Source organism: Leclercia sp. 1548 (assembly GCF_050435045.1).
Classification (GTDB): domain Bacteria; phylum Pseudomonadota; class Gammaproteobacteria; order Enterobacterales; family Enterobacteriaceae; genus Enterobacter; species Enterobacter adecarboxylatus.
In genome coordinates, this window is the sequence record NZ_JBNDJP010000001.1 from 64,461 (window position 1) to 88,081 (window position 23,621).

General features: G+C 58.4%; 20 protein-coding genes and 1 pseudogene. 4 read left to right on the forward strand and 17 right to left on the reverse strand.

The genetic code is table 11. The features are described from left to right. The first annotated feature begins 55 nt into the window (after window positions 1–55). A complete protein-coding gene (tam, locus tag ABIE02_RS00295; protein ID WP_148569123.1) occupies window positions 56–814 on the forward strand; it encodes a trans-aconitate 2-methyltransferase in 759 nt (252 codons plus the stop codon). On the opposite strand, the gene ABIE02_RS00300 is transcribed toward tam, so the two are convergent. The 13 genes from ABIE02_RS00300 to sad all read right to left on the reverse strand — a co-directional run bounded on the left by ABIE02_RS00300 (window position 815) and on the right by sad (window position 16,827). After that, window positions 815–2,005, reverse strand: a complete 1,191-nt coding sequence (locus ABIE02_RS00300; protein ID WP_032618077.1) for a cytochrome c biogenesis protein/redoxin — start codon at window positions 2,003–2,005, stop codon at window positions 815–817. It lies immediately after the preceding gene. 198 nt (window positions 2,006–2,203) lie between these two features. Continuing rightward, window positions 2,204–3,505 carry an ATP-binding protein gene (locus tag ABIE02_RS00305; RefSeq protein ID WP_336994619.1) on the reverse strand — a complete coding sequence of 434 codons (1,302 nt, stop codon included), beginning with the start codon at window positions 3,503–3,505 and terminating at the stop codon, window positions 2,204–2,206. Beyond that, window positions 3,502–4,242, reverse strand: coding sequence for a response regulator (locus tag ABIE02_RS00310; RefSeq protein WP_032618075.1), 741 nt, complete (start codon window positions 4,240–4,242; stop codon window positions 3,502–3,504). The genes ABIE02_RS00305 and ABIE02_RS00310 overlap by 4 nt, the downstream gene beginning before the upstream one ends. A gap of 47 nt (window positions 4,243–4,289) precedes the next feature. After that, window positions 4,290–5,285, reverse strand: a complete 996-nt coding sequence (locus tag ABIE02_RS00315) for an alpha/beta hydrolase (RefSeq protein WP_270736039.1) — start codon at window positions 5,283–5,285, stop codon at window positions 4,290–4,292. Window positions 5,286–5,571: 286 nt separating this feature from the next. After that, complete coding sequence (locus ABIE02_RS00320) at window positions 5,572–6,486, reverse strand: bestrophin family protein (protein ID WP_230431472.1); 915 nt, start codon at window positions 6,484–6,486, stop codon at window positions 5,572–5,574. Between the two features lie 239 nt (window positions 6,487–6,725). Continuing rightward, complete coding sequence (locus ABIE02_RS00325) at window positions 6,726–8,177, reverse strand: tagaturonate reductase (RefSeq protein WP_130588878.1); 1,452 nt, start codon at window positions 8,175–8,177, stop codon at window positions 6,726–6,728. Window positions 8,178–8,295: 118 nt separating this feature from the next. After that, window positions 8,296–8,820, reverse strand: a complete 525-nt coding sequence (locus ABIE02_RS00330) for a GNAT family N-acetyltransferase (protein WP_336994620.1) — start codon at window positions 8,818–8,820, stop codon at window positions 8,296–8,298. A 66-nt stretch (window positions 8,821–8,886) separates the two neighbouring features. Next, the gene (locus tag ABIE02_RS00335) at window positions 8,887–9,870 is read right to left on the reverse strand and encodes a sensor domain-containing diguanylate cyclase (protein WP_032618070.1); all 984 of its coding nucleotides are present in this window, start codon (window positions 9,868–9,870) and stop codon (window positions 8,887–8,889) included. A gap of 52 nt (window positions 9,871–9,922) precedes the next feature. Then, complete coding sequence (locus tag ABIE02_RS00340; protein WP_103792403.1) at window positions 9,923–10,915, reverse strand: sensor domain-containing diguanylate cyclase; 993 nt, start codon at window positions 10,913–10,915, stop codon at window positions 9,923–9,925. 181 nt (window positions 10,916–11,096) lie between these two features. Further along, entirely contained in the window at window positions 11,097–12,548 is a 1,452-nt protein-coding gene (locus tag ABIE02_RS00345) for a GGDEF domain-containing protein (RefSeq protein WP_164540324.1), read from the reverse strand. A gap of 163 nt (window positions 12,549–12,711) precedes the next feature. After that, on the reverse strand, window positions 12,712–13,638 hold the full coding sequence (gene glsB, locus ABIE02_RS00350; RefSeq protein ID WP_059307964.1) for a glutaminase B: 927 nt from the start codon (window positions 13,636–13,638) through the stop codon (window positions 12,712–12,714). Between the two features lie 63 nt (window positions 13,639–13,701). Then, entirely contained in the window at window positions 13,702–15,279 is a 1,578-nt protein-coding gene (locus ABIE02_RS00355) for a methyl-accepting chemotaxis protein (protein WP_032618130.1), read from the reverse strand. 165 nt (window positions 15,280–15,444) lie between these two features. Further along, window positions 15,445–16,827 (reverse strand): succinate-semialdehyde dehydrogenase, encoded by a 1,383-nt coding sequence (gene sad / locus ABIE02_RS00360; protein ID WP_032618065.1) that lies wholly within the window; start codon window positions 16,825–16,827, stop codon window positions 15,445–15,447. A gap of 99 nt (window positions 16,828–16,926) precedes the next feature. Here sad and ptrR point away from each other — a divergent pair, with 99 nt between their 5' ends. After that, a complete protein-coding gene (gene ptrR / locus ABIE02_RS00365) occupies window positions 16,927–17,805 on the forward strand; it encodes a putrescine utilization regulator PtrR (RefSeq protein ID WP_032618064.1) in 879 nt (292 codons plus the stop codon). Here the strand turns inward: ptrR and ABIE02_RS00370 are convergent. Next, window positions 17,759–18,241 carry a GNAT family N-acetyltransferase gene (locus tag ABIE02_RS00370; protein ID WP_032618063.1) on the reverse strand — a complete coding sequence of 161 codons (483 nt, stop codon included), beginning with the start codon at window positions 18,239–18,241 and terminating at the stop codon, window positions 17,759–17,761. The two genes, ptrR and ABIE02_RS00370, sit on opposite strands and share 47 nt — an antisense overlap. Window positions 18,242–18,391: 150 nt before the next feature. Between ABIE02_RS00370 and ABIE02_RS00375 the strand changes: the two are divergent. Then, window positions 18,392–19,336 (forward strand): annotated as a pseudogene (locus ABIE02_RS00375) (L-lactate dehydrogenase). Window positions 19,337–19,339: 3 nt separating this feature from the next. Here the strand turns inward: ABIE02_RS00375 and ABIE02_RS00380 are convergent. From ABIE02_RS00380 to dtnK, 3 genes are read right to left on the reverse strand one after another with little or no spacing between them, the layout of a single operon-like run. Beyond that, window positions 19,340–20,101, reverse strand: coding sequence for a DeoR/GlpR family DNA-binding transcription regulator (locus ABIE02_RS00380; protein ID WP_077227534.1), 762 nt, complete (start codon window positions 20,099–20,101; stop codon window positions 19,340–19,342). Between the two features lies 1 nt (window position 20,102). Next, the gene (locus ABIE02_RS00385; RefSeq protein WP_151584469.1) at window positions 20,103–21,089 is read right to left on the reverse strand and encodes a D-threonate 4-phosphate dehydrogenase; all 987 of its coding nucleotides are present in this window, start codon (window positions 21,087–21,089) and stop codon (window positions 20,103–20,105) included. After that, window positions 21,082–22,302 carry a D-threonate kinase gene (dtnK, locus tag ABIE02_RS00390; protein WP_336994621.1) on the reverse strand — a complete coding sequence of 407 codons (1,221 nt, stop codon included), beginning with the start codon at window positions 22,300–22,302 and terminating at the stop codon, window positions 21,082–21,084. The genes ABIE02_RS00385 and dtnK overlap by 8 nt, the downstream gene beginning before the upstream one ends. A 172-nt stretch (window positions 22,303–22,474) precedes the next feature. Between dtnK and ABIE02_RS00395 the strand changes: the two genes are divergently transcribed. Next, a complete protein-coding gene (locus ABIE02_RS00395) occupies window positions 22,475–23,620 on the forward strand; it encodes an iron-containing alcohol dehydrogenase (protein WP_279869511.1) in 1,146 nt (381 codons plus the stop codon). The last annotated feature ends 1 nt before the right edge of the window (window position 23,621 follow it).

Genomic DNA, 23,621 nt, shown 5'->3' on the forward strand with positions numbered 1-23,621 from the left:
ACCCGGCAAACCTCATCATCTACACTTCTGGAAAGAACAAACCGGAGAACTCTGCATGACCGACTGGAACCCCGCCCTCTATTTGCACTATAACGCCGAACGTACACGCCCCGCCGTCGAGCTACTCTCCCGCGTTGCGCTGAATGAGGTTACTGATGTAGTCGACCTGGGCTGCGGGCCGGGTAACAGCACGGCGCTGTTGCAGCAGCGATGGCCCACTGCTCGTATTACCGGCGTCGATACTTCACCTGCAATGCTGGCAGAAGCCAGGGCCGCACTGCCTGGCTGCCAGTTTATAGAGGCCGATATTCGCCACTTTCGCCCGGAGCAGGCCCTGAGCGTGATTTACGCCAACGCCTCGTTGCAGTGGGTGGAGAACCACTACGAACTGCTGCCCCATCTGGTCTCGCTGCTGAAGCTTCACGGCGTGCTCGCCATCCAGATGCCGGATAATGATCTGGAGCCAACGCACGTGCTGATGCGGGAGGTAGCCTTTGAACAGGGTTATCCCGATCGCGGGCGTGAAGCCCTGGCTGGCGTCCATGCCTATTACGATATCCTGACCGAGGCAGGATGCGAGGTGGACATCTGGCGTACAACCTATTACCACCAGATGAATTCGCATCAGGCCATTATCGACTGGGTGAGCGCCACCGGCCTGCGACCCTGGCTGCAGGATCTGAACGAGAGCGAGCAACAGCGTTATTTACATCGCTATCATCAGCTACTGGAGGAGCAGTATCCGCTGCAGGAGAACGGGCAGATACTGCTGGCGTTTCCGCGACTGTTTATCGTCGCCAGACGCGAACCCTGATTACGCCTTCGCCTCTTTCAACAGCTGCTGGATCACCTGCTCCTGCTTGTCATTATTCCCTTCCCCGAAAGAGGCGTAGCGAAGCTGCCCTTTGGCATCAAAGAAGTAGTGCGCAGGCCAGTAACGATTGCCGAAGGCCGTCCAGATCTTGTAATTGTTGTCGGTGACCACCCGATACGGCAGTTGCCATTTGTTGATGGCCTGCTGCACCGATGCCAGGGGTTTTTCCCACGGATACTCCGGGGTATGCACGCCGATCACCACCAGCCCCTGGGCCTGATATTTGTTGGCCCATTCCCGAACGTGCGGCAGAGTGTGCTGACAGTTAATGCAATCCCAGGTCCAGAAGTCGATCAGCACCACTTTGCCTTTTAACGATGCCGGGGTGACCGGGTCACCGTTCAGCCATCCGGTGCCGCCCTCCAGCGAGGGCATGGCGCTGGTGGTCACCGGTTGCGCGATTGGCTGGAGGGTCGGCTGAGGATGACTGTCCGGGGCCAGCTGCAGCACGGTTTTCTCCAGACGATCGGCGACGCCGTTTGCCCCCTGAAAGACGCTGTTCAAGCCGAACGCAGTAAAGGCGACCGACATCAGCATCACGACCCCCGCCGCTTTTCGCAACCCATCCATCATCGCCGATTTTGCTTTCAACCGCCCTATCAACGCCTGACCGCTGAAGCCGAGCAGCGCGAGCATTACCGCACACCCGCTGCCGTACGCTGCCAGCAGACTCCCGGTGGCAATCGGGTTATGCCCGGCGATACTCAGACTGAGAATGGCCCCTAGCACAGGTCCGGCACAGGGCGACCACAGCAGCCCGACCGCCAGCCCGGCAAGCAGCGCCGAGGCGGTTCCACGGGTACGAGTGCTGCGAGTATTGATGGCATTGCCAAGGCGTAACGCGGGACCGGCAATACGCTGAGCAAAAGACGGGAAGATCAGGGCCAGCGCGGCCAGGCTCAACAACGCCAGCGCAAGCCAGCGCCCCACAAGGGTCGCGCTGACCACCCAGTCGCTGGCAACGGTGATCAGGCTGGCGACCAGGGTAAACATCATCACCATCCCGAACAGCATGGCGACGAGCTGATGTTTCTGGCCGCGAAAGCCAGCAAACAACAGCGGAATAACGGGAAGCGTACAGGGGCTGAGCAGGCTGACCATGCCCCCTAAAAATGCGATCACGAGAAACATAACACACCTCATTAAAGCGGTTGACTGCGACGATTGCAGTGACGCTATTACAAGGCAGAAATGTGTTTAGCATGTGTGGAGGATTGGCCGTTTTGTCAGATGGTGTATTTGCCTTGCGGGAGGATACAGTACGGTACAAAGGGTGCGGTCTGGCTGCCGCGCACAATGACACTCTCCCTCACAAAAGAGGGAGAAAAGTCAGACCACCGGTAGCGTAATCCGGGCGCAAAGCCCGCCCTCAGGCCGGTTCGTCAGCTGCAATTGGCCGTCAAGCTGGGCGGTGAGTTGGGCAGCAATGGCCAGCCCCAGCCCTGTACCGCCGGTTTCCCGGTTGCGGGAGGATTCCACCCGGTAAAACGGCTGCAATACTGCGGCCAGCTCATCCTCCGGTATACCCGGACCGTTATCTTCCACGGTGATGAGCACCCGTTCATCGCGCTCCGTCAGCGTCACCTCTGCGGTATCACCAAATTTCAGGGCGTTATCCAGCAGATTGGTCAGGATGCGATGCAGCGCCTGAGGCCGGGTAGCAAAAGGAACGGCGGTGCGGGTTGCAGCAAAGTGCACGTTTTTACCAGTATCGGCATAATCGCAGACCAGCGTATCAATGAAGTTATAGAGATCGACGTTGCGCACCGGCTCAGGCGACACCCCGGACGAGCGCGCATAATCGATCCCCTCGCGCACCAGACGGGTCATGCTGTCCAGATCCTGGGTCAGTTTATCGCGCAGCTCAGGCTGGTCAGCCATCTCCACCCGCAGCCGCATCCGGGTAATGGGCGTCTGTAAATCATGGGAGATAGCGGCCAGGATCTGCGCCCTCTCCTTTAAAGAGGTCTGGATCCGCGCCTGCATGGCATTAAACGCCCGCGCAGCGTGACGCACCTCCAGCGGGCCTTGCTCGGTGAGGGTCAGCGGATTCGGGCTGGTGGGTTCGAGGGTATCGACCGCCCGGGTAAAGCGGGTGAAAGGACGCACCACCTGACGCACCGCCAGCCAGGCGCAGATCACCACCAGCAGCAGCTGGATGATAAACACCACCGGCAGCCAGCGGGCCACTGGGGGCATACGGGGAGTGAGATCCAGCGTCAGTGGCGAGCCGTCGTGCAGCGTCAGGTGCGCCTGAATATGCGACACAGGCCCCGGTACGGCGGTAAAACGCAGCGGATACTGGGTCGCCAGCGTATCCGTTAACGTTCTTACCGCATCCCGGGAGCGGGCATCCGCGGGCGGAGCGCCCGGCTCCCCCGGCCCGAGTACATAGTGATAGTTATCCCGGTCAAGGCGCGGAAGCCACTGCGCCCGCTCACTGGCAGGCAGGCGGTCCAGAATCGCCACGCTGGTGGAAACATCGTCCTGGAGATTTCCCAGCATCACGTTACGTACGCTGCTCATCCGCTCGGCCATCACCAGGGTCAGACTCAGACCATTGGCAAGCAGCAATCCCAGCAGGACGATCAGCAGCAAACGATAATGCAGCGAACGCGGCCAGAGCCTCACTCTTTCGCCTCCAGAATGCTCACCGGCATCGAAAAGACATAACCTTCACTACGTACTGTTTTTATATACAGTGGTGTGCGCGCATCCTCATTCAGACGCTGTCGCACGCGGCTGACCAGCAGATCAATTGAGCGTTCGAACAGTTCCGCATCCCGGCCCTGAGTGAAGTTGAGCAGCTGATCGCGGGTTAACACCCGTTGAGGATGATCGACAAACACCCGCAGCAGACGGTACTCCGCGCCACTCAGCGCCACGATGGTGCCGGTGGGATCCAGCAGATGACGGGCGCTGGTATCAAGCTGCCAGTCGCCAAAGGCGATGATCCGCCCGGCTTCGGTGACCTGCAAATTCGGCGGCAGCGTGCGAAAGCGGCGCATAATCGCTTTGATCCGCGCCAGCAATTCACGCGCCACAAAGGGTTTAACCACATAATCGTCTGCCCCCATCTCAAGGCCCAGGATGCGGTCCATGTCGTCGTGGCGCGCGGTCAACATCAAAATCGGCAGATCTTTATGTTGCCCGCTGCGCAACTGGCGGCACAGGGTCAGCCCGTCGTCGCCGGGCATCATGATATCCAGCACCACCAGGTCTACCGCCTGTTTATCGAGCACGGCGCGCATCTCTTTGCCATTAGCGGCGCCGGTAGCGCGATAGCCCGACTTCAGCAGATAATCGACGATCAGCTCGCGAATATCCCGGTCGTCATCAACGACAAGAATGTGATCGGTTGTCTCCACCCCAAGCTCCTGTTTATCAGCAATGCGCCAAAAATAGCATAGATTGCTTACAACTTATCCGCATCCACTACCGCCTTGACGAAATCCTGCGGATCTTCCTGCGCCGGATTGTGACCGATGTTGCCGGTAAAGGTGCGATGCTGATATTTGCCCGTGAATTTCGCGGCATAGGCCTCAGGAGCCGGATGCGGCGCGCCGTTATTGTCGCCTTCAATGGTGATGGTCGGCACGCTGATGGTGGGAGACGTCGCCAGCCGTTGCTCATCGCTGTCGTAGCGGCTTTCCCCTTTCTCCAGCCCCAGACGCCAGCGGTAGTTACTGATGGTGACCGCCACATGATCCGGGTTGTCCAGGGCTTTGGCGCTGACGTTAAAGGTCGCATCGCTGAATTTCCATCCGGGTGACGCCAGGGTCCAGATTAATTTTGCAAAATCATGGGTATTGGCGGCATAGCCCTTCTCTCCGCGCTCGGTCGCGAAATAGAACTGATACCACCACTGCAACTCGGCCTGAGGTGGCAACGGTTTTTCCCCTGCCTTCTGATTACCAATCAGATACCCGCTCACCGAAACCAGCGATTTCACGCGCTCTGGCCACAGGGCCGCCACGATGTCCGCCGTTCTGGCTCCCCAGTCATAACCGGCGAAGACCGCACGTTTGATGTTAAGCGCATCCATCAGGTTAACGACGTCTTTCGCCATGGCTGCTGGCTGGCCATTGCGTGGCGTGGATGCCGACCGAAAATGCGTAGTACCGAACCCACGGTTGTACGGCACAATCACCCGGTAGCCTTTTGCCGCCAGCGCCGGGGCAACCTGCGCGTAGCTTTGAATGTCGTACGGCCAGCCGTGAAGCAGGATCACCGGTTCGCCATTTTTCGGCCCGATATCGACATAGCCAATATTCAAATCACCGGCATCAATCTGCCGGATCTGTTTGAAGGCAGCAGCATAGTCTGTGCCCGCTGCTTCGGCCTGACAGGCAGAAACGGTGGCGAAAGAGAGGGTCAGCGCGAGGGTTGAGTAAGCCAGTTTGTTCATCATGGTGATATCTCCGGGTTATGAATTTCACCTGCTTATCTCACCACCCTGATGTATGGCGAATATGTGCAAAGTGGCCCGTTTTGCAAGCCGCTGTATCCTGTTCCGGTTCAGATACACTGCGATACAAATCCGCAGAAGCCGGTCAACAAGCCGATCAATCCAGAGGGATAATGCTGTTCAGAGAGGGGAAATAGAACGGGAGAGATTCTGGCAACCCCGCAGAATTGAATGGCCAGAAAACAAGAAAAATGAGCATCAGGCGAAATGCGCCTGATGCATGCCACGCTTAGGTCAACTGGTAATACTTGTCCGGCAATTTACGCGTCGGGATTTCCTGCTCATCGTTCATTTGCAGCAAATCAATCTCCATCGCATTGCAGATGGCATCCAGCGGCAAATCGTTATTCTCGACGCCGAACGGCTCTTCCAGCTCTTCCGCCAGGGTATCCAGCGAAATAAAGGTGTAGGAGATTAACACCGATACGAACGGGGTCATGTAGTGCAGATCGCTGACCAGCGCGAACGGCAGCATGATGCAGAACAGGTAAACCGTGCGGTGCAGGATCAGGGTGTAGGCAAATGGCACCGGGGTGTTGGCGATGCGTTCGCAGCCAGCCAATACGATTGACATGTCATTCAGACGAATATTCAGGCTGTGGAACAGGATGTCTGACAGCTCCCCTTTCCGGCGTCTTACCGCCAGCCATTCGCCCATGATCAGCAGAATGCGGTTGGCAGGCGAACTGGAATCCATTGTCACGCGCAGGTTTTCCGCTGAAAGATAGGCCGAAAGCTGGTCAGCCTGTGGCTGTCGGCGCAGGGTCATACGCAGACAGTGGGCAAACGCAATTTGCAGACGAACAAACTCACCCAGCGCGGGATCGTCCGGCAGCGTGTTTTTGACTTCGCGGAACAGAGATCGCGATGCAATCATCAATTGCCCCCACAGCTGTCGCGCCTCGACATAACGTGCGTAGCAGGCGTTATTGCGAAAACCGAGGAAGATAGCGATGGCAACCCCGAGAATACTGAACGGCGCCACCGTAAGATGGATGCCTAGCGAGGAGTACCAGGGCAACATCAGGATCACGACAATCGAGAGCAAAAAGTTGAGAAACAGGCGGGAAAAGATTTTGGTCAACACGGAGCCGTGCCAGACAAAAATCAGGCGCAACCAGTGCTGTTGAGGTCGAACAATCATAGTCAGCTTCATCGGGAAAAAAGAGCGGTGACTATTAAACGTGATCGCTATCACAGTTGCAAGTATGTTAAATAATGCAGACGTTTTTGTGAGGCCGAGGACAGACTGCACGGAGGTAAGACCGGCTATTACAGGATCAATGTATAGTATGTTGTAACTATTACGGATGAGGGATAAGAAAAGTCGTTTGGCCGGGTAAGCGCAGCGCCACCCGGCACAAACAGGGATAACCTAACGGATTAGCAGAGCGGTTTTACGGCTTCGCGCATCCCTTTCTGCAGGATCGCATCCAGGTCCTGCGCCACCTGCTCCACCAGACCATTTACCTGCGTCAGATCCTGCTCCCAGTGCTCGCTGACGCTCAGTACCGCCGTCACCAGTTCACGGGTGGTGATCTGCTGGTCATGATGCTGGGTCCACAGCTGCTGGAAGCGGGTCAGCCAGTGCGCATCGTCCTGCACCGGATAGCTTTCACCGTGACGTTCACCACGATAGAAGGCAATCAGCGCCGCCAGGGCAAACGTCAGACGCGCCGGGAGCTGGCCGCTGGCCTGCTGCCCTGCCAGAAGCTGCGGCAGAATACGGGTGCGGTACTTGGTCATGCCGTTGAGCGCAATCGACAGCAGCTGATGTTTGATATACGGGTTGCGGAAACGGCCCGTTACCGCACTGGCGAAGGAGGCCAGCTCATCACGCGGCAGGTCCAGCACCGGGATAATCTCTTCATGAATGGCTTTTTCAACAAAGGCGCAGATTTCCGTGTCGTTCATCGCCTCGCCTACGGTATCCAGCCCGGCCTGAAACGCCACCGGCACCAGAGCGGTATGTGCGCCGTTTAGGATCGCCACCTTGCGCTCTTTGTACGGCTTGATGTCATCCACAATCAGCACGTTCAGCGACAGCTTGTCGAGACGCAGCTCTTGCGCCAGCGATTTTGGCCCCTGGATCACAAACAGATAGAAGTGTTCAGCGGTATCGAGGAAGGCATCGTGATAGCCGAGAGAGGCTTCGAGCTGGGCGACTTCGTCACGTGGATAACCGGTCACGATACGGTCAACCAGCGTAGAGCAGAAGGTATTGGCATCGTTCAGCCACTGGGTAAAGGCCGCTGGCAGCGCCCACTCCTGGGCATAGCGCAGCACCAGTTCACGCAGGGCATCGCCGTTATAGTCAATCAATTCACAAGGTACGATCACCCAGCCTTTATCGGCGGCGCCGTTGAAATGGCTAAAACGCTCGAACAGCAGACGGGTCAGTTTCGCCGGATAGCTCACCGCTGGCGCATCCTCAAACTTATCCCCGGCGTGATAGCTGATCCCCGCTTCCGTGGTGTTGGAGAAGACAAAGCGCATGTCCGGGTTGTGGGCCAGTTTCAGGAATTCGTCATACTGGTCGTAAACGCTGATTTCACGGTTCACCGAGCGGATCAGGCGCGCGTCGCTGACTGCTTCGCCCTGCTCATTCAGGCCACGGATGATGGTGGTATAGAGGCCGTCCTGGGTACTGAGTGAAGGGGGGAAATCGCTTTTGATTGGGCGGACAATCGCAATACCGGCGTTCAGGTCGGTGTGCTCATTGAGCAGGTCGATCTGCCAGTCGATAAATGCGCGCAGGAAGTTGCCCTCACCAAACTGGATGATACGTTCAGGGTAGAGAGCACCGGGAAAATCACGACGGTTCAGTGTGTTCACAATGGGGTCCTTGTAATGATTAGTCATACAGCCTGATAAGATTGGTACGATAACTTATCAAAACTTTACGACCACGAACCCCTGTTTTGATCAAATCCGGTGTGAATTGTGACAGGATTTATAAGAATTTGTAGAACACCGAGGTGGCCGTCAGCTCACCGTCCGGCATCAGGGCATAGCGCGGGATCTCCCCCACTTTCTGCCAGCCCGCCCGCTGATAGAAGGTTTCCGCACCGCTTCCGGTTGCCGTGTCCAGCACCAGCACCGTCTTGCCTTTATCGCGGGCCACATTTTCCAGGGCCTGCATTAATCGCCCGGCGTCACCGCAGCGCCGCGCATTCTGGTGAACCAGCAGTTTGGCGACATCCGCCCGGTGCGGCTGGTTATCGGGTTGATCGGTGATGAGTTGCACGGTGCCGGTGAGTTCGCCCTGCGCATCGGTCGAGACCAGCACGGTACGTTCCTCGCGCCCGACGCTATCGGCCACGCCGCGCCAGAACGCGCTGGCCTGCTCATGGTTGTAGGGCAACATAAAGCTCACCGACGCGCCGCCGGTCACGCAGCTATGCAGGATGTCAGCTAACTGAGGAAGGTGTGCAAGGATATCGTCACGCGAAAAAATCTGTATAGCGGGTGATGCCATGATTATTCTCCTTTTTATCAATGGCATCACCATGCACTTTACATTTTTTTAACACAAGGGCGTTGTTCAGAGGATTTTCTTATCTCCGCCGCCGGTACCGCGCTGCTGCTTCATGGAGTACATCATCTCATCGGCGGTTCTCAACCAGCTGCCCAGATCGTCGCGGTGGTGGTTGAACTCGCTCACCCCCCATGAGAAAGAGAGTGCCCACGGATGTTCGGCATGCTCATTCCATACCGCGGCCTGCTCGGTGAGATATTGCATGGCGATCCATGCGCCCTTCTCGTCACTGTTGGCGAAGAGGATTGCAAACTCATCCCCGCCGTAGCGCGCCAGCACGTCGGCTTCGCGGAAGGTAGAGCTCAACAGACCGGCCATCGCCTTCAGGGCGATATTGCCATCGGCCCGACCGTATCGGGCGTTAATCTGCTTAAAGCGATCCAGATCCAGCCAGGCGAGGGTCAGCGGCTCGGCTCTGCGGCGCGCGGCACTGATGGCATAGGTGGCCAGGTGATGAAAACCCCGGCGGTTATACAGCCCGGTCAGGTCGTCGACGATGCTGGAACAGATCGCTGCGAACTCGGCTTCCACCAACGCCGCCAGATCGGCCAGGGCCTCAACGTCGGAAGGGGTAAACTGCCGTGGCTGATGATCGATAATGCACAGGGACCCTACCGCGGCGCCGCCAGGCAGATGCAAAGGGTGACCGGCATAAAAACGGATCGGATTGTCATCGGTCGCCAGCGGGTTATCCGCAAAACGGGTATCGTCCAGGGTATCGGGCACCACCAGCGGCATATTGTTGAGCACGGTATGGCCGCAAAAAGAGAGATTTCGCGGCAGATTGGTGGCATCGGCACCCTCTGCGGATTTAACCACCACCACATGCTCGTCCACCAGATTGATCATCGCCACCGGCACCGCAAACAGGCGTTTTGCCAGACGGGTCAGTCGGTCATAATTCGGGTGGTTCTCGATCTCCAGCAGCCCGGATTCGCGCAAGGCGCTGAGACGCTCCACTTCATTGTTGGGTCGTGAGGGTGATTTCATGAGATGCTCCGCACGTCAGGCTTTTTAAAAGCTTAGTGCATCCTGACGCCGCTTAGTGGGCAAAGATGCGGTTTTTACCTTCGCGTTTCGCTTGATACAGGGCATTGTCAGCCGCCTGTAACCAGTCCGTTACGTTTCCCATCTCGCGGGTGGCACTGGCAATGCCAATACTCATCGTACATGGGATCTTTTCTTCCGCGACGTCATCGATCACCGCAGCGGCATCCATAATGCGGGTTGCGACAACGTGCGCTTCGTCAAGCGTAGTATTGGGAAGCAGAATTACAAATTCATCTCCGCCCAGCCGGGCCGGGGTATCGCTCTGACGCGTAGCGATATGCAGAATTTGTGACACTGTCACCAGAAGCATATCCCCCACTTTATGGCCGTAGCGATCGTTCACCTCTTTAAAGTTGTCGATATCGATAAACATCAACGCCGAATCGCTGCAGGTTTGTCGCAGCTTATGCAGCTCATGATCGATACGCTTCTCCAGCAGACGTCGGTTGGCGATGTCGAGAAGCGGGTCCATCATCGCGATGCGTTCCAGCTCGCGTGATTTAAAGCGCAGCCGCATGGCGATACTGTTGGTGAGAACGCTCAGCGCCACGGTATAAATGCCAATCAGCGGCAGCGTGGCGTACATTGTACGCTGTGACACCTGCGGGAACAGCGCCATCCCCTGGGTCAGCCAGGTGGCCATAAAGACCGCCAGCATCACCGCACCGGCTTTTCTCATCAGCGGGAATCCCCCCGCCGCCAGCCGGTCGGCCAGTAAGATAGTGGCAATCGCGACAGAAGGCAGCGGGTTGGCCGCCATCATGGCGATCCAGAAACCGCCTGCCCCGGCATCCAGCACCAGGTTTTGATGTTCTGCACGTAAGGGCGCGGCAGATCGACGCGCGCGCCAGTAGGCGATGGTCGGCCAGATAAAGGCATTAGCCGCCAGCAGCCCCATAAGCCAGGGGGAACGTTGTTGTTCCACCAGGACGGAAAGAATGGGGAAAAAGCAGAGAAATGTTCCAAGCACCCGCATCAGAAACATGCGTTTGATAAACCGACTGCCAGGCACGCGAGGGGATTTACTGAGTCTGTCAGTTCCGTTCATCACACGATTTTTCCGATATAATCACCCCTTTATATTATTGACGATGAAAATGCGTATCAAGGCATTTATCAGTTTCGTGAATATATGGTAGGGGCTCTCGCCCCGCACGGGCAAACGATTACAGCTCTTGTGTCGCCTCTGTTTTTTGTCTGGCAGTGGTTATCTCTGTCATTCGGGCGCTGGTGCGATTTCGGCCTGCTTTTTTCGAACGATACAGATAATCATCCGCTTCGCTCATCAGGCGATTAAAATCGTCCGTGAGCTTCCACGACTCCGATTTTCCACTGCCCAGACCAATACTGACGGTCAAAAACAGCGACTGGCCACGCCAGTTGAACGGATGCTGTTCAATAGTGGTACGGATCCGTTCCGCCAGGGCGTAGCCCTGCTGCGCCGACGCGTTATTCACCACGACGGCAAACTCTTCGCCGCCCATTCGCGCCACCCGCCCCGCGGTCCCTACCGTCTCCTGCACTTTGCGGGCAAAGGCCGCAAGCACGGTATCACCGCACTCATGGCCGAAGTTGTCATTGATGCTTTTGAAATAGTCGATATCCAGCAGCATGACGGTCAGCTGCGGGCTTTTACGCGTTCCCTCATCACTCTTCAGCGCCTCATACAGCCCGGAACGGGAGTAAACCTGGGTTAAAAAATCGTAATCGGCACGCAGGGAGATCTGGCGCATCAGCGAGTTGATCGCCGCCATGCTGACCGACACCATTACCGGGCAGATTGCCATGGTGGCGATTCCCAGACGGGCGGAGAACATCATGGGAGTGGTCAGCGGCGTGGTCGCCACGATGGTAATGATGGAGTTGGCGACGAGGGTGATCTCCACCGCGCCGGTGACAAACGTCAGCAGGCAGGTAGCAGGCAGCGAATAGCGCACCGCGCACCAGATGAGCGCTGGCATCGGAAACGCCAGGGCACCGGCCCCGCCAATCACCACTGAGGCCACGACAGAGATCACCAGCGCCACCACCGGCATCAGCTGCTCGGCACGGACAGCCCAGTTAAAGGTGGGCCAGGTAATCGTCAGCAGACAGGGAACAATTAACACCCCGGTAGAGAACTGTTCGCTAAACCAGTCGGCGATCAGCGGCCAGAAGGTGCGATTAGATACCGCGCCTGACGCCACCGCCCCGACGATGGCACACAGCAGTGCGGCCAGCAGACAATAGTTAAACAGCCGCAGGGCATTGACCGGATCCGGGGTGCGGTTTTTCAGCCGCCTGTCGCGCTGCACCAGCAGGGCAACGGTGACAATAAACACCATATTCGACAGGTTAATGCCCAGCGAACTAACGCCCCATTGCGTCGTCATGAGGTCGTACAGCAGCATGGCAATATACGAAATCGCATAATAGTGCAGCCGGTTGAGGTAAGCGTAACGGGCAAATACCCCTGCCATTACGCCATTCAGCGGCCAGAACATCGACAGGGATTCCACCAGACGTAGCTGCGCGCCAATAAAATAGAACAGCGTGGTCAGGGCAAATATTCCCGCAGCATTACGCAGGGGGCTTTGCGAATGAAATAACGCAAAAGTGCCGCTGGAAGAAGATGACATGCAATATCAATCCATAGGGTTGCTTTTAACAAGGTTTTATCACCCGCGCGGGGGATTGTTAAAAGTTTGGGATTAATTTATATCACATTAGGGGTATGGCGATCACCACTCCGTTAAGGGGGGCTAATCAGTTCGCCGGTCAGCCCCCCGGCTCAGGATCCGGTCAATAGACGGAACGGCCGAGCTTTTGCGTCAGGCGCTCCAGCACCGCGACGCCCGCCAGGGAGTTACCCGTCTCGTCAAGCTCCGGGCTCCAGACCGCAATCGCCATCTCGTGCGGCACAATCGCCACCACCCCGCCGCCGACGCCGGATTTAGCAGGCAGTCCCACCCGCCAGGCAAACTCACCGGCGTTCTGGTACATACCGCTGGTCGCCATCAGGGCATTCACCTGCCGGGCCTGCATCGAGGTGACGACAGGCTCAGACAGATGCGGCGCATAGCCCTGGGCCGCCAGAAACAGAAAGGTGTCAGCCAGCTCCACGCAGTTCATCTTCAGCGCGCAGTAGTGGAAATAGTTTTGCAGGACGGTCGGCACATCGTTATGGAAATTGCCGAACGACTTCATCAGCCAGGCTATCGCCGCATTACGCGCCGAGTGTTCGAACTCAGACCGGGCGACGGCGGCGTCATAGGCAATATCACTTACCCCGGAGAGCTGGCGCACAATCTCCAGCATCCGCTGACGGGGAGCGCTAAGACGACTTTGCAGCATATCGCACACCACCAGCGCCCCGGCGTTGATAAACGGATTGCGCGGTTTGCCCTGTTCGATCTCCAGCTGTAGCAGGGAGTTAAACGGCTGACCCGAGGGATCTTTGCCGACCCGCTGCCAGATCTCATCCTCGTCATACTGACGCATGGCCGCCACCAGGCTGAGCACTTTTGAGATCGACTGAATGGAAAAACGCTCGGTGGCATCACCGGCCTGGAAGCGCTGGCCATCGACGGTACGGATGGCGATCCCGAGCTTATTGCCATTGACAGAGGCCAGCGCCGGGATGTAATCGGCCACCTTGCCCTGGCCCAGTAAAGGACGGACTTGCGCCAGAATGGCGTCCAGGATCTGATTATTAATATTGGCAGCCATCGGTTGCTCCTTGCTCACAGGCCAAAAACGGCCTGCGAGTATATCAGAGGCTTATGGATGACGTCAGGCAGGAAGTCGGAACCGTGATACCGCCTGTAGCAGCAGGCCGGACTCATCATGCAGCCGTTGGGAGGCCACGGATGCCGTGTTTACCAGTTCATCGGTCTGGTGCGCCACCTGGTTCAGGGCCTGTAGCTGGCCGGTCATGCGATGAATGCTATCGCCCTGGCTGAGCGTGGCGACGGAGATTTCATTGAGTAAACTACACAGATTGCCCACCAGGCCGATGACCTGCTGCAGGTTATCCTCCAGCCGGGTCACCGCTTTCGAGCCATCTTCGATGCCCTGCAACGAGTGATTAATCAGCTGCTGGATGGTTTGCGTCGAGTGGCTGCTTTTGCGCGCCAGCAGGCCCACTTCCCGCGCCACCACGGCAAAGCCGCGTCCCTGATTCCCGGCATGTGCCGCTTCGATGGCGGCGTTCAGCGCCAGAATATTGGTCTGAAACGCCACGTTATCAATGATCGCCACAATGCCGCGCATTTCGGCAGAACGCTCCACAATCGCCGCCATCGAGGCGTTTACCGTCTCCATCATCCGATCGCCGCCTGCCGCCATCGCCCGCGCCTCATCAGCCCGCGAACTGGCCAGTCTGGCATAGCCGCTGTTGCCCTCAACGTGGGTTTCCAGGTCGGCAATGTGCGCGGTGACCTCTTTCAGCTCCTGCGCCTGCCGTGCTGACTGGTGATACAGCTTCTGATTTCCCTGCGCCAGCGAGCCGATATTGCTCACCATTGAGGTAGTCGCCTCGCTCACCTGGGTCACCAGCTGCTGCAGGCCCTGTTGCAGGGTATCAACACTGTCACCAAGCTGCGCCATTTCGCGGTTAAACCGCTTAACGCCCGGCGGCGGCGAGGAGAGATCCCCCGCCGCCAGCAAATTGATATGGGCGATAAGGCGGCGCAGCGGCACAATCACCCAGCGAGACATGGCAAACCACACCGCCACCGCGATCGCCAGCAGAACCACCGGCGCCAGTAAGAACAGGAATTGCAGGCTGGAGAGGCTGGCCGTCAGCGATTGACGCCCTTCGGCGACACGCTGGGCGCTTGCCTGCTGGTAGCGTGCATAGTTGTCATTAAAATCTGCCTGAAAAGCCTGGGCGGGTACGGCAAAGAAGGCGTCAATCGACTGGCTGTTAACCAGCCCGTCAGCCTGTTCGCGGATGGCATCAAAGAACAGTTGATAGCTGTTCAGCAGCGCCTCATCCCGCGGCGGCTGCATCGCCTGCCACGCCTGCCACGCCTGTTGAGAGTCACGTAACGCCTGCTGCGCCTCATCCATCAGGCTGTGCCAGCTTCCGTCCGAGCCGGTCTCTTTATCCTGCATAAAGTAAACACCTGCGCGGTTAAGCAGATCGCTCGCCGCCAGCAGCGAGATCCGCGCTTGATCGACCTTCGCCTGCTGCATGTAGGCCATCTGATTGCGCTGTTCATTGTGCTGGGCATCGCGCAGCGAGACGGAAAGTAAAACGGAAGAGGAAATTTGCAGGGCGGAAAATAGCCCGATGATGCAGAAAATCCCCGCCAGCAAACCAAACTGACGGGGAATAAAGCGGCGAATAATTTTAGTTAAGTTCATAATGTCATTCATTAACAATGCCTTAGACGTGGGCGAGTCTACGCAGTGAAAATGACAGAACTATTTCAGAATAATGACAGCGGGGCGGAACGCCCGGCGGCGCTGCATATGAGCCTGTGGGTCAGGCCAGGCGCAGCGTCACCCGGCAAACACGCGTGCAATCCATCACACCCGGTCTTTCCATACCGTCTGCACATTACAAAACTCATGCAGGCCAAAGTGGGACAGCTCCCGGCCAAAGCCGCTCTTTTTCACCCCGCCAAAGGCCACGCGGGCATCGCTGGCGCTGTAGCCGTTGATAAACACCCCGCCGCACTCAAGCTGGCGGGCAAAGCGTTCCGCCATCGCGGTATTCGCGGTAAAGACGGTGGCTGACAGCCCAAAGTCGCTGTCGTTGGCAAGCTGCAGGGCATGATCGGCATCGGTTGCCACGGTGATGGCGGCAACCGGGCCAAACAGCTCCTGACGAAACGCCGTCATCGTCGGGGTGACGTTACCCAGCACCGTGGCGGCATAGTAGTTACCTGCCCCGGCGATCTTCTCCCCGCCCAGCAGCAGAGTGGCACCCTCTGCAAGCGTGGCCTGCACCTGCTGATGCAGCTCATCACGCAGATCGAAACGCGCCATCGGGCCAAGATAATTTTCCTCATTGTCGGGCGCACCCATTTTCAGCGCCGCGGTGGCGTCAACAAAACGACGGGTGAATTCGTCAGCGATTCCCGCTTCGACGATAAAGCGTTTTGCCGCCGCGCAGACCTGCCCGGTGTTCTGATAGCGCCCGGTTACCGCCGCTTTCACCGCCAGATCCAGATCGGCGTCGTTAAGCACGATAAAGGGATCGGAACCGCCCAGTTCGAGCACGCATTTTTTCAGCGCAGCACCGGCCTGAGCGCCAATCGCTGCCCCGGCGCGCAGGCTGCCCGTGACGGTCACCGCCGCAATACGCGAATCGGCAATCATCTGGCTCACCCCGTCATTGGTGGCATTCAGTTGGCTAAATACGCCCTGCGGGAATTGCGCGTCGTTAAAAATTGCCTCAATCAGGTTGGCAGCCCCCAGCACGTTCGGGGCGTGTTTCAGCAGATAGCTGTTGCCTGCCAGGATGATGGGTACCGCGCCACGCAGCACCTGCCACAGCGGGAAGTTCCACGGCATCACCGCCAGCACCGGCCCCAGAGGACGATACTCAATCACCGCGTCCGTTACCTGCGTCGCCTCGGTATTCAACATTGCCGGGCCATGTTCGGCATACCAGTCGCAGAGACCGGCAGATTTCGCCACCTCCCCGCGCGCCTGGGCGATGGGTTTGCCCATCTCCCGGGCGATCATCTGCGCCATCTCTTCGCCACGGTTGCGCAGCGCAGCACCGAGATCACGCAGTTTTTGCGCCCGCGCTGCCACCGGCACGTTGCGCCACTGGCGAAACGCGGCGTCGGTCTGTGCGAGGGCAAGTTCAATCTCGCTGTCGGTCGCCCACGGCCAGACGGCCAGGGTTTCACCGTTAGCCGGGTTGATGGACAAGGCATGGGTGGCTGAAGGTGTAGTCATGATCGGCTCCGTGTAATAACAGTTGCTTCAGTGTGGCCCACTCTGCTATTTCTTAAAACTGAATAATAGTGACCACCTTATTCACGATACGAGAACGATATGGATCTGACCCAGCTGGAAATGTTTAACGCTGTCGCCCAGACCGGCAGCATCACTCAGGCCGCGCAGAAAGTGCATCGCGTGCCCTCCAACCTCACTACCCGCATCAAACAGCTGGAGGCCGACCTCGGCGTGGAGCTGTTTATCCGCGAGAACCAGCGGCTGCGCCTCTCCCCCGCAGGGCACAATTTTTTGCGCTACAGTCGGCAAATCCTCGCCCTGGTGGATGAAGCCCGCATGGTGGTGGCGGGCGATGAACCCCAGGGGCTGTTCACCCTTGGGTCGCTGGAGAGCACCGCGGCAGTACGCATCCCGGCCTCGCTGGCGCGCTTTAACCAGCGCTATCCGCGGATCCAGTTTGCGCTGGCAACCGGCCCTTCAGGGACGATGATCGACGGCGTACAGGAAGGCACCTTAAGTGCCGCCTTCGTTGACGGGCCGTTAAACCACCCGGAGCTTGAAGGGATGCCGGTTTATCGGGAAGAGATGATGCTGGTCGTTCCGGCCGGGCATACGAAGGTAGAGCGGGCAACGGACGTCAGCGGGCGCGATATCTATGCTTTTCGCGCCAACTGCTCCTATCGCCGCCACTTCGAAAGCTGGTTTCATGCGGACCGCGCCACGCCGGGGCGCATTCATGAGATGGAGTCTTATCACGGCATGCTGGCCTGCGTGATCGCCGGGGCCGGAATTGCGCTGATGCCGCGCTCGATGCTGGAAAGTATGCCCGGACATCAACAGGTGGAAGCCTGGCCGCTGGCCGAAAACTGGCGCTGGCTCACCACCTGGCTGGTGTGGCGTCGGGGGGCGATGACCCGCCAGCTGGAGGCCTTTATAGCGCTGCTAAACGAAGATCAGCCACCAGCGGTTTCTCCATAAACAGGCTCAGGGGATCTTCCACGTAGGGAGGAAATGCCGCGCAGGTCTGATACCCGCAGCGCTCATATAGCCGTACCGCCGCAGGCTGGCTGATGCCGGTCTCCAGGCGCAGGGTATGACAGCTGCGGCTGAAGGCTTCATCTTCCAGCGCCGCCAGCAGTTTTTCGCCGAGCCGCTGCCCGCGATGAGCCGGGTCAATATAGACACGTTTCATCTCCCCGCTGCCGTCAGCGTTCAGCACCACGGCCCCGCAGCCGACGGCGTTAAGCTGGCGATCGCGGATCACCATCATGATCAGGGTGTGCGCGGGGAGCCCAGTCAGATCCAGCAGGTGATTGCTTTCCGCCGGATAGAGCGCGCTCTGATAACGGTCGAGTTCAGCAATCAGGGCGATGATATCGGGATGGGCGGGCGATTCTGAGGTAATCGAATACATAGCAGGCTCCTTTTGTCGTTTTTCTCCACCATAGCGCCAGGCGGCGGGCGAACAGGCATATTTTTAACTTATAGCTGCCGCCAGCCATTGCACCCCCTGCGGCTGCGGCGTAAGTTTGAGCGCAGTCACGGTGAAATCTCAGGAAATACAATGAATACCAAAGCCCGCAAAGTGATGATTATCGGGGCCGGAAACGTCGGCACCTCGGCCGCCTATGCCCTGCTGAACCAGAATATCTGCGAAGAGCTGCTGCTGGTGGATATCAACCAGCCGCGCAGTGAAGGCCACGCCTGGGATCTGTCGGATGCCGCGGCCTATATGCCCGGCATGATGACCATCTCCACCCGCGAGGCAAGCGACTGTGCTGATGTGGATATCGCGGTGATCACCGTCTCCGGCGGCGCCCTCAAACCGGGGCAGACGCGGCTGGATGAGTTGACCGCCACTGCCAGCATTGTGAAAAGCATTGTGCCGGAAATGATGGCGGGCGGTTTCAACGGCATTTTCCTGATTGCGACTAACCCGTGCGACATCATTACCTGACAGGTGTGGCAGCTCTCCGGCCTGCCGCGTCATCAGGTGATTGGCACCGGCGTCTGGCTGGATACCACCCGGCTGCGGCGCACCCTGGCGCAGGCGCTGGATATCGGCGCGCAAAGCATCGACGCCTTTATTCTGGGCGAACATGGAGACACCCAGTTTCCGGTCTGGTCGCATTCGGCGGTATACGGCTCGCCGATTGCCGACGTTTATCAACGCCACACCGGCCAAACGCTGGATTTTGATGAACTGGCGGAGCGGGTGCGTAAGCAGGGCTTTGAGATCTACGCCCGCAAGGGCTGTACGGAATACGGTATCGCCGCGACCATCGCTGAAATCTGCCGCAACATCTTCACCGGCAGCCACCGGGCGCTGGCGATCTCCTGCGTGCTGGAGGGCGAGTACGGGGTGGACGGCGTGGCGATCGGGGTGCCTGCGGTGCTGGCCCAGAGCGGCGTCCAGCAGATTATCGAGCTAAAGCTGGCAGATGACGAACTGCAAAAATTCCGCCATTCGGCGGATGTGATCAAAGCCAATATCGCTCGCCTGCCCTGAGCCTTATGGCGCTAAGGTCAGCGTGGCATCAAGCTGGCTCAGGGTCTGTTGCACCCCCTCGTCCAGACGTTTGTCGGTCACGATATCGGTCAGGGTGTTGAGGTGGGTGACGTTAAACAGCGACCAGGCGCCATATTTCGAGCTGTCGGCCAGCAGGACCCGGCGTCGGGCGTTGGCAATCAAATCCCGCTTCAGGGCGGCTTTCTCTTCGGTCGGCGACGTAATGCCGCGTTCCAGATCCCAGCCGTTACAGCTGACAAAGGCGATATCCGGCCAGACGTTCTGCAACAGGCGGCGACCATGCTCGCCAATGCAGGACTGGCTGGAGTCGTCGATACGCCCGCCAATGATCGTCACCTCGATCTGCTTAAACTCTGACAAAAACAGGGCAATATGCAGATCGCTGGTGATCACGCGCAGCGGCAGATGGGTAAGCTGGCGCGCAAGCTCAATCATGGTGGTGCCCGCATCGAGCACCACGGCGTCACCCGCTTTAACAAACGCGGCTGCCGCGCAGGCGATGGCGTGTTTCTCCGCCAGGCTGCGCTGCATTTTTTCGCTGGTGGTGGGCTGCGAAGGGATGAACCGGTTCAGGGTCACGCCACCGTGGGTGCGGCTGATGACCCCTTCCTGATCGAGCTTAATCAGATCCCGGCGAATGGTCGCGGGCGAGGCATCCGTTGCCGCCACCAGCTGATCCACCGTCACCAGGTTGTGCCCTTTCAGGTAGTTCATTATCTGTTCTAACCGGCTATATCCCTTCATATTATTCCCGTGTGATTTGCATCGCTAACTGGATAGAAACCGTCATGCTCTCAGACTTCGCTTTACCTGTCCACGCAATGTCGAATGCGGTGCCATGGTCGGCAGAAGTACGGATAAACGGCAGCCCGGCGGTGATGTTCACACCGTCGTAAAAACCCAGGAGTTTTAACGGGATATGACCCTGATCGTGGTACATCGCCACCACCATGTCGTACATCCCTTCGTGGCACTGCATAAACACCGTGTCCGGTGGGCATGGCCCTGATACATTCAGCCCCTTCGCCTTCATCGCCTCTACCGCCGGACCGACAATCTTGATCTCTTCGTCGCCAAACAGACCGTTCTCCCCGGCGTGCGGGTTCACCCCGGCCACGGCGATACGCGGGTTCTTATATCCCACGCGCTTAAGGAAGGTGTCTGCAATGCCAATCACGGTTTTTACCCGATCCTGGTTGAGGGTATCAAGGAATTTGCGCAACGCGATGTGGGTGGTGATGTGAATTACCTTCAGCTGGTCGGTATAAAGCACCATCGCGTAATCTTTGCTGTCGGTGAGGTGCGCCAGCAGTTCGGTATGGCCCGGATAGTGATGGCCCGCGAGATGCAGCGCCTCTTTATTGAGCGGAGCGGTGGCAATGGCTTTCACCTCGCCAGCCATTGCCAGCTCGGTAGCACGACGCACACAGCGGTAGGCCAGATCCCCGGCCTGGGCCTGCACCACGCCAGGCTGTAACGCCTCCGGGTCCGCCAGCGGCTCATCCAGCACGTTGATGATGGCCGGGCTGAACCGGGCCTCGCTGACGCGGCCAATCACGCGTAACTCCGCCGGGGCGGTGATGCCTTTCTCCAGCACCCGTTGCAGGGTTCTGGCACAGCCGACCACGACCAGAGGCGCGCCAGACAGCTCGCCTTCGGTCAGGGATTTGATAATGATCTCCGGGCCAATGCCCGCCGGGTCGCCCATGGTTACAGCAATGATATTAGTCACTCATCTTCTCCTCGATAAAATGCAAAACCTCAAGCAGCGTGGATTCAGTACCAAAACCGCCTGCTTTGGTCATGACTGGCCCCTGCCAGCGACAACCCAAAAACCGACCAAACGGCACGCACTGCGCCACTTGTCCGCGAATCGCAAAACCTTGCGCGTTGAGGGCGCTGGCGACTGCCATTGCCACGTCGCCACCGGAGACATACAGTGCCGCCGGGGATGTGTTCTCCAGCACCTGCCGTGTTAACTCCCCGAGAAACGCGCTGATGGTCTCCCCCAGCGCAGCGCGGCTTAAGCCACGCTGCTGACAGAGGGTGTCAATTTGATGCCGGGCCTGGGTATCAGCGCAGGTATGCACCACGCAGTGCTGCCCCGCCGCCAGGGCCGTAACGATCTGCTGCTGATAACCCGCCCGCGCGTCGCTGAACACATCATTAATATCAATCAGTACCGTGCTGACGTTGTGTTGGCTGCGCACCTGCTGGATCTGCTGCTGAGCAATTTCACTCATCGAACCGATCACCGCCAGCAGCTGGCGCGGTCTGGCCAGTCGCCGCGCCAGGGCATCGCACAGCCCTGCCGACCCCACCAGCAGGGGGCGTTCGTTGCAGGCAAATGCCGCATTGATAATCTGATCCAGCTCGTCGTCACTCTGCGCATCGACAATCACCAGTTGCGCATCACTCTGAAGGGCCGCCGCCAACTGCGCCGGGCTGACCACCAGGCTGTTAAGGCGGGTTTGCTCCGCCAGTACCGCCGCGATGTAGGCATGACGCACCGGGGTTTTCGGATCGCTGGCGAATTCGGTTTCAGTGACCGGCACGCCCTTTACCAGGCAGACGCCGTTTTGCGTGGTGCGCCCTGCCGCCGGAAATGCCGGGGCGATGATCGCCTGGCGCTGACCGCTGATGCGCAGCAGCGCCTCAATTTCTGCTCCTGGATTCCCCCGCAGGGTGGAGTCGATTTTCTTCACCAGCCATGTTGCGGCGTCAATCTCGGCAGCGTAGCGCGTCAGCTTTTCAGCGGCCTCTGATGCCCGAAGTGCCCGACTGTCGCTATTAATAACCAGCGCATCGGTGTCGCCGGTGAAGGGGGTCTGAAACGCCACGCTGACTTTTTTGCCGCTTAACGCCAGGCTGACGCCCGCATCGTTAGCGCCGGTAAAGTCATCGGCGATCACCACCACTTCTCTGTTCAGGTTGTTCTCTTTCATCCCCGCTCCGGGTTAGCCTTTCCTGTTAATGATTATATTCAATCATGATTGATTATATGTGAGCAAGATCAAGTTATTCAGTTTGCGAATAAATTATAAATTTAGACACACGATGACTGTGATTGCCTGAGTTGAGCGAAATCAATCACAGACACAGCAACAGGAGAGCAAAGTGTTAACCATTAACAGTACGATTATCAGCGGTGCAGGTGCGATCCCGGCCATCGCGCCCCTGCTGACAGGCAAAACGCGCCTTCTACTGGTCACCGACGGCAATATCGCCCGTCTGGACGCCGCCCGCGCCATCCGCGCCCTGCTGGAAAACGACAACCGCAGCGTCAGCGTGATTGACAACGTGCCGCCGGAGCCGACCCATCATGATGTTCATGCCCTGCTCGCAGAAATTAATGACACCGCCTTTGACCTGGTGGTGGGCGTCGGCGGCGGCAGCGTACTGGATGTGGCGAAGCTGCTCTCGGTGCTGTGCCATCCCGCGTCTCCGGGGCTGGACGCCCTGCTGGCAGGAGAAAAACCGAACGAGCGCCTCGCCTCGCTGCTGATCCCGGCCAGCGCAGGCACCGGCTCCGAAGCCACGCCAAATGCGATCCTCGCCATTCCTGAGCAGAACACCAAAATCGGCATTATCTCCCCGGTACTGCTGCCGGATTACGTGGCGCTGTTACCGGAACTCACCACCAGCATGCCGCCGCACATCGCCTCCTCCACCGGGATCGACGCCCTGTGCCACCTGATCGAGTGCTTTACCGCCACCGTGGCGAATCCGGTGAGCGATAACGCGGCGCTGATTGGCCTGCGCAAGCTGCTGAACAATATCGAAACCGCCTGCGCCGAGCCGCATAACCTGGCGGCGAAGCTGGAGATGCTGTGGGCCTCGTACTACGGCGGCGTGGCGATTGCCCACGCGGGGACGCATCTGGTGCATGCCCTGTCCTATCCGCTGGGGGGCAAATACCACCTGCCGCACGGGGTGGCGAACGCCATTCTGTTAGCGCCCTGCATGCGCGTGGTGCGCCCGGATGCTGTGGAAAAATTTGCGCAGGTGTGGGATCTGGTGCCAGGTGCCGATACCACCCTGTCGGCGGAAGAAAAATCCCACGCGCTGGTGGACTGGTTTGCCGCCCTGGTGCGCCGCCTGAACTTACCGGACAACCTCGAAACGCTGGGCGTTCCGCGCAGTGACATCGCGTCGTTGAGCGATGCCGCGCTGAACGTAAAACGCCTGATGAACAACGCCCCGCGTCAGGTCAGCCACGCCGAGGTGCAGGGCATTTACCAGACCCTGTTCCCCGAAATTTAAC

Excerpts from the sequence above, each read along its gene's own strand:
- tam (WP_148569123.1), top strand. The coding sequence starts at position 56 with ATGACCGACTGGAACCCCGCCCTCTATTTGCACTATAACGCCGAACGT.
- ABIE02_RS00300 (WP_032618077.1), bottom strand. The coding sequence starts at position 2,005 with ATGTTTCTCGTGATCGCATTTTTAGGGGGCATGGTCAGCCTGCTCAGC.
- ABIE02_RS00315 (WP_270736039.1), bottom strand. The coding sequence starts at position 5,285 with ATGATGAACAAACTGGCTTACTCAACCCTCGCGCTGACCCTCTCTTTC.
- ABIE02_RS00320 (WP_230431472.1), bottom strand. The coding sequence starts at position 6,486 with ATGATTGTTCGACCTCAACAGCACTGGTTGCGCCTGATTTTTGTCTGG.
- ABIE02_RS00330 (WP_336994620.1), bottom strand. The coding sequence starts at position 8,820 with ATGGCATCACCCGCTATACAGATTTTTTCGCGTGACGATATCCTTGCA.
- ABIE02_RS00335 (WP_032618070.1), bottom strand. The coding sequence starts at position 9,870 with ATGAAATCACCCTCACGACCCAACAATGAAGTGGAGCGTCTCAGCGCC.
- ABIE02_RS00340 (WP_103792403.1), bottom strand. The coding sequence starts at position 10,915 with ATGTTTCTGATGCGGGTGCTTGGAACATTTCTCTGCTTTTTCCCCATT.
- ABIE02_RS00345 (WP_164540324.1), bottom strand. The coding sequence starts at position 12,548 with ATGTCATCTTCTTCCAGCGGCACTTTTGCGTTATTTCATTCGCAAAGC.
- glsB (WP_059307964.1), bottom strand. The coding sequence starts at position 13,638 with ATGGCTGCCAATATTAATAATCAGATCCTGGACGCCATTCTGGCGCAA.
- ABIE02_RS00355 (WP_032618130.1), bottom strand. The coding sequence starts at position 15,279 with ATGAACTTAACTAAAATTATTCGCCGCTTTATTCCCCGTCAGTTTGGT.
- sad (WP_032618065.1), bottom strand. The coding sequence starts at position 16,827 with ATGACTACACCTTCAGCCACCCATGCCTTGTCCATCAACCCGGCTAAC.
- ptrR (WP_032618064.1), top strand. The coding sequence starts at position 16,927 with ATGGATCTGACCCAGCTGGAAATGTTTAACGCTGTCGCCCAGACCGGC.
- ABIE02_RS00370 (WP_032618063.1), bottom strand. The coding sequence starts at position 18,241 with ATGTATTCGATTACCTCAGAATCGCCCGCCCATCCCGATATCATCGCC.
- ABIE02_RS00380 (WP_077227534.1), bottom strand. The coding sequence starts at position 20,101 with ATGAAGGGATATAGCCGGTTAGAACAGATAATGAACTACCTGAAAGGG.
- dtnK (WP_336994621.1), bottom strand. The coding sequence starts at position 22,302 with ATGAAAGAGAACAACCTGAACAGAGAAGTGGTGGTGATCGCCGATGAC.